The following is a 9,057-nucleotide window of genomic DNA, read 5'->3' as shown; positions in this document are numbered from 1 at the left end:
ACCGTACCGGTTCGATTCCGGTCTTCGGCACCATACAAACCAGACATAACTACCAAAGCTCTTGAGCTTTGGTTTTTTTTCGTGAACGAATATGCCAAGCGAAGGCGAAGCTTTCGCTGTCGTAGACATATAAAGCAGCAGACAACCGGCTTGCCGGTATGGATGCGAAGTGATAAGGAGAAATCTTATGGATACCAAAATACTTTCTTTTGATTTAGACGGAACGTTGCTTAACGGTGAGCATCAGATTACGCCAATAACACAAGATGTCATTAAAGCTCTTAAGGATATGGGGCATATTATTATCATAAATACTGGTAGAAGCTATAATGCATGTAATTACTATGCAAAGCTAATAGACGCAGATTACATATTAGCATCTAATGGAGCAGTGATATACGATAATAGTAAGAATGAATTAATAGATAAAATACCTCTAGATAAAAAAATCAGTCGCGAAATCCTATCAATACTCTACAGAGATCAAATAGATCTAAAAATTCAATGGGACAGCATTGAGACCTATTATTCAAATAACATCACTCCCTTTGAAACCTCTTATATCAACAACTACAAGAATGATTATCCACAGAGCCTTTTTAACTATAAGATAATAAAGAACTTTAATGAAATAAAAAATTTTAATGAAGAGATTACTCAAATATTTTTTCATTGTATGGGAGATAATAAGACGGTATATACTAAAGTGATTCAAGAATTAAATCAGTTAGAGCATGTAAATATTGTAGACTTTAGAAGTGGGTATACTGATATTAATCATCCTCTTGCTTCTAAAGGCAATGGTTTAAAGGTTTTAACACAATTGTTGAATATGTCAATGGAAGATGTAATAGTATTTGGAGATGGAAATAATGATATATCCGTGTTTGAATGTGCAGGAGTAAGTGTTGCTATGAAAAATGCTTGTTTAGAGCTCAAAGAATTGGCAACAATAATAGCAGATCATCATGACAAGGATGGGGTAGCTTCTACACTTATGGATTTATTTAAATTTCGACACTGTTTTTTATGATGCAAAAACAAAACGTAAAAAAATATTGTATACAATGTGCTATTTGTTGAAAGAAAACATTAAAGTATAGCATGTATTTTTGTTATTGTTGATTGTGTTAATATAAATGTGGAAATTCGAATAAAAAGGCAGAATGTTAACGATTATTAACATAAAGAATAAGAGGAAATATAAGTATAAAATGTATCATATATATACTGTAGTGTGTCATAATTGTTCATGAAATCCTATATACAAGTCAAAAATGATGTGATATAATGTAAAAACAATGCTAAGGATTACCATTCCTTAGCATACTGATACTTTATAGAGACATAAATCGGTATTTCTAAATTACATAAAGGAAACCGTGATTGTATTCTAACTATTTTAAGGAGGTTCATAATGGCAAGAAAAATGAAAACAATGGATGGAAATACAGCTGCTGCTTATATTTCATATGCTTTTACAGATGTAGCTGCTATCTATCCAATCACACCTTCATCTACTATGGCAGAATTGGTTGATGATTGGGCATCTCATGGTCAAAAGAATATCTTTGGACAGACAGTTGAGGTTGTTGAAATGCAATCAGAAGCTGGTGCTGCTGGCACAGTTCATGGTTCTCTACAATCTGGTGCCTTGACAACTACCTATACTGCATCACAAGGTTTACTCTTAATGATTCCAAATATGTATAAAATAGCAGCAGAAAAGTTGCCAACCGTTTTCCATGTAAGTGCTAGAGCTTTAGCTGCTCACGCTCTTTCTATCTTTGGTGATCACCAAGATGTTATGGCTGCAAGACAAACTGGTTTTGCTTTGTTAGCATCTAACAGTGTTCAAGAAGCTATGGACTTAGCAGGTGTAGCTCATTTAACTGCTATTAAGACAAGAATACCTTTTGTTCACTTCTTTGATGGATTTAGAACATCACATGAAATCCAAAAAATCGAACAAATCGAATACGACGAATTAGCAAAATTAGTTGACTATGATGCTTTACAAGCATTTAGAAATAGCGCATTAAATCCAGAGCACCCTGTTATTCGTGGCACTGCTCAAAACCCTGATATTTATTTCCAAGCAAGAGAAGCTTCTAATGTCTTCTACAATTGGGTTCCAGACGCAGTAGCAAATTACATGAAAGAAATTACTAAACTTACTGGTAGAGAATACAAACCATTCGATTACTACGGAGCACCTGATGCAGAACGTGTCATCGTAGCGATGGGATCAGCTGTTGAAACGATCGAAGAGACTATAGATTATTTAATGGCTAAAGGGGAAAAAGTAGGTGTAATTAAAGTTAGACTTTATAGACCTTTCGCTGAAAAGTATTTCTTTAATATATTCCCAAGCACCGTTAAGAAAATAGCTGTATTAGATCGAACAAAAGAAGCTGGCGCTTTAGGAGAACCATTATACGAAGATGTAAGAACATTATTCTACAATAGAGAAAATGCACCAGTTATTGTAGGTGGAAGATATGGTTTAGGCTCTAAAGATACTACTCCTTCACAAATCTTAGCTGTATACGAAAACTTAAAAGAAGAAGACCCTAAAAATGGATTTACAATTGGTATCGTCGATGATGTGACATTTACCTCATTAGAAGAAAAAGTAAAAATAAACACATCTTCTGAAGGCACAATCAGATGTAAATTCTGGGGACTTGGTTCTGATGGTACTGTAGGTGCAAACAAGAGTGCAATAAAAATTATCGGTGACAACACAGATATGTATGCTCAAGGATACTTCGATTACGATAGTAAAAAATCCGGTGGTGTAACAATTTCTCACTTGAGATTTGGTAAAACGCCAATTAAATCCACTTATTTGATTGATGAAGCAGACTTTATTTCATGCTCTACTCAAGCTTATATTTATCAATACGATTTATTAAAAGGCCTGAAAAAAGGTGGTACTTTCTTAATCAATTCAATTTGGTCTGAAGAAGAATTGGATAAGCACTTACCAGCTTATATGAAGAAATATATAGCAGAAAATGATATTAAATTCTACACAATAAACGCTTCAGCTATTGCAGAAGAAGTAGGTTTAGGTAGAAGAACGAATATGATCATGCAAGCAGCATTTTTCAAATTGGCTAGTGTAATTGACATTGACGAGGCTGTTAAATACTTGAAAGAAGCTATTCAAAAGTCTTACGGAAGTAAAGGCGAGACTATTGTTAAAATGAACAACGAAGCAGTAGATCAAGGTATAGGAGCTATTAAACAAATAAAAATACCTCAAGAATGGGCAAACGCAGTAGATACATTAGACAACAAAAAAGATCAACCAGAGTTTATTGAAAAAGTACTTGTTCCAATGAACAGACAAGAAGGAAATAATCTTCCTGTTTCTACTTTCAAAGATATCTCTGATGGTACTTTCCCTAGTGGAACAGCAGCTTATGAAAAGAGAGGAATTGCATTATCTGTACCAGAATGGCAAATAGATAATTGTATCCAATGTAATCAATGCTCTTTCATATGTCCTCATGCAGTAATTAGACCATTCTTACCAACTGAAGAAGAAGCTAGTAAAGGATCTGAAACTTTCTTAGCTAAGAAAGCTATCGGAAAAGGACTAGAAGGATATCAATATAGAATTCAAGTTTCTCCATTAGATTGTACTGGATGCGGAAACTGCGCAGATATTTGTCCAGCGAAAGAAAAAGCTTTAATTATGAAGCCTATCGGAACACAAGAACACGAAATTGAAAACTGGGAATATGCAACAGAAAATATTCCTTATAGAGATAATCTTGTTTCTAAAACTACAGTAAAAGGTAGCCAATTCGCTCAACCATTGCTTGAGTTCTCTGGTGCTTGTGCAGGTTGCGGAGAGACAGCTTATGCCAAAACACTTACTCAATTATACGGTGATCGAATGATGATTGCTAATGCTACTGGATGTTCATCAATCTGGGGAGCTTCAGCACCATCAACTCCATATACAAAGAATGCAGAAGGCAAAGGTCCATCTTGGGCAAACTCATTATTTGAAGACAATGCAGAGTTTGGTTATGGTATGGCAGTTGGAGTTAAGAAGACAAGAAACACAATTAAAAATTATCTTGAAGAAATAATGGCTGACGATGCAAGTGATGCTCTTAAAGAAGCTGCTACCGCTTGGATTGATACAATGAATGATGGAGAAGCTTCTAAAAAATCCTCTGCAAAATTGGTAGAAGCACTTAAAACTTATACAGGTAATAATCCTAAGTTTAAATTTGTCTTAGACAATACAGATCAATTAGTGAAAAAATCTGTATGGATCTTTGGTGGAGACGGATGGGCTTACGATATCGGATACGGTGGCGTAGACCACGTATTAGCTACTGGAGAAGACGTCAATATCTTAGTATTTGATACAGAAGTATACTCAAACACTGGTGGTCAAGCATCTAAATCTACACCAACAGCAGCTGTAGCTAAATTTGCCACATCTGGTATGAAGGTGAAAAAGAAAGATTTAGGCGCTATTGCTATGACTTATGGATACATCTATGTAGCACAAGTTGCTATAGGAGCAGACAAAAATCAATTTATGAAAGCTATCCAAGAAGCAGAAAGCTACAAAGGACCATCTTTAATCATTGCTTACGCACCATGTATCAATCACGGAATCCGTGCTGGTATGGGTAAAACTGTATCTCAAGAAAAATTAGCTGTAGAATCAGGATACTGGCATTTATACAGACACAATCCATTGTTAGTTGAAGAAGGTAAAAATCCATTTGTCCTAGATTCAAAAGAACCAAGTAAGAGCTTCCAAGACTTTATTATGGGTGAGGTACGTTACACATCACTTAAGAAATCTTTCCCAGAAGTAGCTGAAGAACTCTTCAAGAAGACAGAAGAAGAAGCAAAACAAAGATACCAAAAATACGAGAAACTGGCTAAATAGGCTAAATAAGCTTCGTACGTTAGAAAGACCCATATTCCTTCGGGAATATGGGTCTTTCGTTTTATGTAGAATGATCTTAAATTTTAGCCATCAGAGTTGGTAGATGTGTTTTTACTTACCACCTTGCTACCTTACCACTTAAAAATAGCGCCCTAGGCGCTATTTTTGTGGTTTCCACGAACTTTTTAAGTTTACTGTTAGATTAAATACTAAATCGTCTTCTGTGCTATCCTTTGTGTCTACGCAGAAGTATCCGTTTCGAACAAATTGGAATTTGTCTCCTGGCTTTGCTTTTGATAGCTCACGTTCTAGATAGGCTGTTGTTATTTTCATGGAATTTGGATTAATTTTGTCTTCTGTAGAGGAATCCTCTTCTGTGTCGCCTTCATTTTTGATTAAATAATCATAAAGTCTAGCCTCTGCTTTGATACAATGTGATGCACTAACCCAGTGAATGGTTCCTTTAACCTTTCTACCTGTAAAGCCACTACCAGATTTGGTTTCAGGATCGTAGGTACAATGTAACTCTAGAATATTACCTGCATCATCTTTTATGACATCATTACAAGTAATAAAATAGGCACCCATTAGTCGAACTTCATTTCCAGGGAAGAGTCTAAAATATTTCTTTGGAGGTACCTCCATAAAATCTTCTCGCTCAATGTAAATCTCTCTACTAAAAGGTATTTTTCTGTATCCTAAGCTTTCATTATCTTGATTATTGTGGATTTCTAGCCACTCTGTTTGATCTTCAGGATAGTTAGTAATGACGACCTTGATAGGGTCTAATATAGCCATTAATCGGGGTGTTTTTGCCTTTAAGTCATCTCTTATAAAGTGTTCAAACATAGCGATATCGACAAGGCTATTTGCTTTAGCTATACCAATTTCTTCACAAAAGTTTTGTATAGCTTCTGGCGTAATGCCTCTTCTTCTCATTCCCGATATCGTCATCAGTCTAGGGTCGTCCCATCCATCTACGATGCCATCATCAACTAGTTTTTTTATGAATCTTTTTCCTATAATGGTTCTACTCAGTTGTAGTTTTGCAAATTCAATTTGCTTTGGTCGACGCTCTTTATAATCATCTATATTTTCTAAAATCCAATTGTAGAAAGGACGATGATCTTCAAATTCTAATGTGCACAGAGAATGGGTAATACCCTCTATGCCATCTTCTACGGGATGAGCGAAATCGTACATTGGATAAATACGCCATTTGTTACCTGTATTATGATGTGTAGCGTGTAGAATACGATAGATAACAGGATCTCTCATATTGATATTTGGGCTAGACATATCAATTTTTGCTCTTAAGACTCTTGTACCATCAGGAAACTCACCATTTTTCATCTTTTCAAATAGTTCTCTGCTTTCTTCTGTAGGTCGGTTCCGATAAGGACTTTCTTTACCAGGAGTATTTAATGTGCCACGGTATTGCCGTATTTCATCAGCGCTTAAATCATCTACATAAGCTAAGCCTTTGTCGATGAGCTCTAAAGCATATTGGTACATTTTTTCAAAGTAATCAGAAGCAAAAAAAATCCTGTCTTCCCAGTTTGCACCTAGCCATTTAATATCTTTTTTAATGGATTCTACATATTCTACATCTTCTTTTGTTGGATTTGTGTCATCAAACCGCAAATTAAATTTACCGCCGTATTTTTGTGCGGTATTGTAATTTAATAAGATCGATTTTGCATGTCCTATGTGAAGATATCCGTTAGGCTCTGGGGGAAATCGAGTGTGTATTTCTTCGTTTTTGTATAGATTGTTTTTAATGTCTTCTTCTATGATATTATAAATAAAATTGGATGCAGTTGTTTCACTACTCACAATATCACTCCTTATAAATTTTGAAATTTCCATATATAACTAGTCTATTTTAACATACTGCAATAAAATAGACTAATATTTATTTAGTTTGTAAATTGGTTTTTAAAAATAAAAAGGTAATTATCTTATTAATTGTTTTTGTCAGCAGTGAAGATAAGACCATAGCCATTGCCATGCCTAATACGGCCAATAGAGCTTCGATAATAGCTTCTGAAGCCTCCCCAGTCTTTAAAAATAAATAGGCTACAGCTGTGTAAATCTTAACCCCAGGAAGGATTGGAAAAATTGAAGGAACGGTAAATACGGTTATAGGCATTTTTTTTAGTCGAGCCAAAACTTCGCTACAAACAGTTATAAAGAATGTTGCAACAAAATAGGACATCATTTGATAATTAATAGCTTTTGATACAAGCGTAAAAACGATAGAGCCAAATCCACCTAAAAATGATGTGGATAAGATAGCCTTATTTGGAGCTTTAAATGCAATTGAAGTAAAAAGTGTAGCAAAAAATGAAATTATAAAGATGCGAATCATATGAATACTTCTCCTTGTACTATTTTAATTTTAAACGCTGTAGAAAAGGGTCAAAATTGCTCCGATGCCAAATGCTAGGGCAATGGCCACTAAGATGGCTTCTGCTAGTCTAGCTAATCCAGAGAGAAGATCACCACGCATAGCATCACGAATGGCAGTGGTCATGACTAAACCTGGCAAGAGAGGTGTTATGGCTGCCGTAATAATAATGTTCGTATTGCCTAAATTACATACATTAACAAATAGGATAGCAATAATCGCAATCATAGCACCGCTAGTTAAGCTCATAGCAAAATTATAATTATCATCTACGTCAAAATTGCTGTACACATATTGTACTAGGAATCCGCAAATAGCGGATACAAACGCATCAAACAAACCTCCTCCATAGAGAAGAGAAAAGGCAGCGGCGGATAGTGATGCTGCGGTATACAAAAGGGGGCTTGGTTTTTCTCTTTTATTATGAAGTTCTCTAAGCTTTGCAATAGCCTCATGTATATCTATAGAGCCATCTACTATTTTTCTTGATAGATCATTAACTTCATGTATGGCCCCTAAATCAACTTTTCTGCTCTTAATTCTCTTTATAATTGTATTAATAGTATCTTCTTCATCTGCAATAGTAATAATAAACCCTATAGGAAAGGAGATTACTTCCGTATCGTACCCTAGAGAGCGTCCAATAAACATCACAGTTTCTTCGGCTCGATAGGTTTCGCCATTGTTTTCTAGGATAATTTGTGCACTGAGTTTTGTTAGAGTGACTGCTTCTTTAATATTTATATTTTCCATTATGTTCTCCAGTTAATAAGTAATGATGCTTAATAGTATATCATAAATAAACAGCAGATTGCCTTAGCAGCTTCGGTCGTTGGCACTTGCTCATAGAAATCATCTCATTTTCTCGTGCAAGCGCGAAAAATCTTCTGTTTTCTGTGAGCCAATCTGCTAGTTCGCATAGTCTAAATATCTTAAAGTTATTTTACATAAATTATTATCATCTGTCTATCAAAGCAAACTTTTAGCATATAAATTTGCAGAAAATCAGTATATTTTTCATGATAGGTATAAATTCTTCTATATTTATCCATAATCTAATTATCATATACAATTAGGAGGAAAGGCATATGGATTACGATCAATTAAGCATAGCGCTGTCTGAATTAAAGGGAGATGAAGTCCTCGAACTCACAAAGCAATTCATAGATAGCAGGCCGGATGAATTGGCTGAGAAGAGATTTATCATTGCAGCTCAAGATGGTATCAATAAGGTATCTGAAAGGTTTGAGATGAGGGATTATAAAGTAGGTGATTTGATTTATGCAAAAGAAATCCTAGAACAAATCATGGATATGATTTTGCCTGCTGCTGAGGGATCTATTTAAATATCTTGCATCTTTCAGCAAGAAGAGATCATTCTAATGGTGTGAATCGTATGATATAATAAAATATTGATGGGAGTTTTTTCTGTTTTAAAGGAATATTCTCCCGCCGTATTTTAAGGAGACTATCAAAGGAGAAGCTATGGATTGGGAAGATGTAATACATAATTATATACCTAAAAGTGAAGAAGAAAAGAAGTACAAGGAAGTTTTCTTATACAGTATGAATCATTTTAATGATATACTGACTAGACATAATCCAATTGTTCATTTAACTAGTTCAGCTTTTGTTGTGAACAAAAAATTTGATCATGCCTTAATGATATATCATAATATTTATGATTCCTGGTCCTGGACCGGTGGGCACGTTGATG

General features: G+C 34.9%; 6 protein-coding genes and 1 pseudogene. 4 read left to right on the top strand and 3 right to left on the bottom strand.

Annotated features, from left to right (window positions below):
* Nucleotides 1-187 precede the first annotated feature (187 nt).
* Nucleotides 188-1,033 (top strand): Cof-type HAD-IIB family hydrolase, encoded by an 846-nt coding sequence (locus Q7P22_RS02955; protein ID WP_303860439.1) that lies wholly within the window; start codon nucleotides 188-190, stop codon nucleotides 1,031-1,033.
* A gap of 384 nt (nucleotides 1,034-1,417) precedes the next feature.
* The gene (gene nifJ, locus Q7P22_RS02950) at nucleotides 1,418-4,930 is read left to right on the top strand and encodes a pyruvate:ferredoxin (flavodoxin) oxidoreductase (protein ID WP_303860436.1); all 3,513 of its coding nucleotides are present in this window, start codon (nucleotides 1,418-1,420) and stop codon (nucleotides 4,928-4,930) included.
* A 159-nt stretch (nucleotides 4,931-5,089) separates the two neighbouring features.
* On the opposite strand, the gene Q7P22_RS02945 is transcribed toward nifJ, so the two are convergent.
* The 3 genes from Q7P22_RS02945 to Q7P22_RS02935 all read right to left on the bottom strand — a co-directional run bounded on the left by Q7P22_RS02945 (nucleotide 5,090) and on the right by Q7P22_RS02935 (nucleotide 8,093).
* Complete coding sequence (locus Q7P22_RS02945) at nucleotides 5,090-6,766, bottom strand: glutamine--tRNA ligase/YqeY domain fusion protein (protein WP_303860433.1); 1,677 nt, start codon at nucleotides 6,764-6,766, stop codon at nucleotides 5,090-5,092.
* Between the two features lie 79 nt (nucleotides 6,767-6,845).
* Nucleotides 6,846-7,301, bottom strand: a complete 456-nt coding sequence (locus tag Q7P22_RS02940; protein ID WP_303860430.1) for a threonine/serine exporter family protein — start codon at nucleotides 7,299-7,301, stop codon at nucleotides 6,846-6,848.
* Nucleotides 7,302-7,331: 30 nt separating this feature from the next.
* Nucleotides 7,332-8,093 carry a threonine/serine exporter family protein gene (locus Q7P22_RS02935; RefSeq protein WP_303860428.1) on the bottom strand — a complete coding sequence of 254 codons (762 nt, stop codon included), beginning with the start codon at nucleotides 8,091-8,093 and terminating at the stop codon, nucleotides 7,332-7,334.
* Nucleotides 8,094-8,428: 335 nt separating this feature from the next.
* Here Q7P22_RS02935 and Q7P22_RS02930 point away from each other — a divergent pair, with 335 nt between their 5' ends.
* Both Q7P22_RS02930 and Q7P22_RS02925 read left to right on the top strand, forming a co-directional pair.
* Nucleotides 8,429-8,686, top strand: coding sequence for a B12-binding domain-containing protein (locus Q7P22_RS02930; RefSeq protein ID WP_303860425.1), 258 nt, complete (start codon nucleotides 8,429-8,431; stop codon nucleotides 8,684-8,686).
* 139 nt (nucleotides 8,687-8,825) lie between these two features.
* A pseudogene (locus Q7P22_RS02925) lies at nucleotides 8,826-9,057 on the top strand (NUDIX hydrolase); the annotation flags it as partial.

This window comes from Alkalibaculum bacchi (genome assembly GCF_937875145.1).
In the GTDB taxonomy this organism is placed as follows: domain Bacteria; phylum Bacillota; class Clostridia; order Eubacteriales; family Alkalibacteraceae; genus Alkalibaculum; species Alkalibaculum bacchi_A.
This window is presented reverse-complemented; position numbering and strand designations above follow the sequence as displayed.

Excerpts from the sequence above, each read along its gene's own strand:
- Q7P22_RS02955 (WP_303860439.1), top strand. The coding sequence starts at position 188 with ATGGATACCAAAATACTTTCTTTTGATTTAGACGGAACGTTGCTTAAC.
- nifJ (WP_303860436.1), top strand. The coding sequence starts at position 1,418 with ATGGCAAGAAAAATGAAAACAATGGATGGAAATACAGCTGCTGCTTAT.
- Q7P22_RS02940 (WP_303860430.1), bottom strand. The coding sequence starts at position 7,301 with ATGATTCGCATCTTTATAATTTCATTTTTTGCTACACTTTTTACTTCA.
- Q7P22_RS02935 (WP_303860428.1), bottom strand. The coding sequence starts at position 8,093 with ATGGAAAATATAAATATTAAAGAAGCAGTCACTCTAACAAAACTCAGT.
- Q7P22_RS02930 (WP_303860425.1), top strand. The coding sequence starts at position 8,429 with ATGGATTACGATCAATTAAGCATAGCGCTGTCTGAATTAAAGGGAGAT.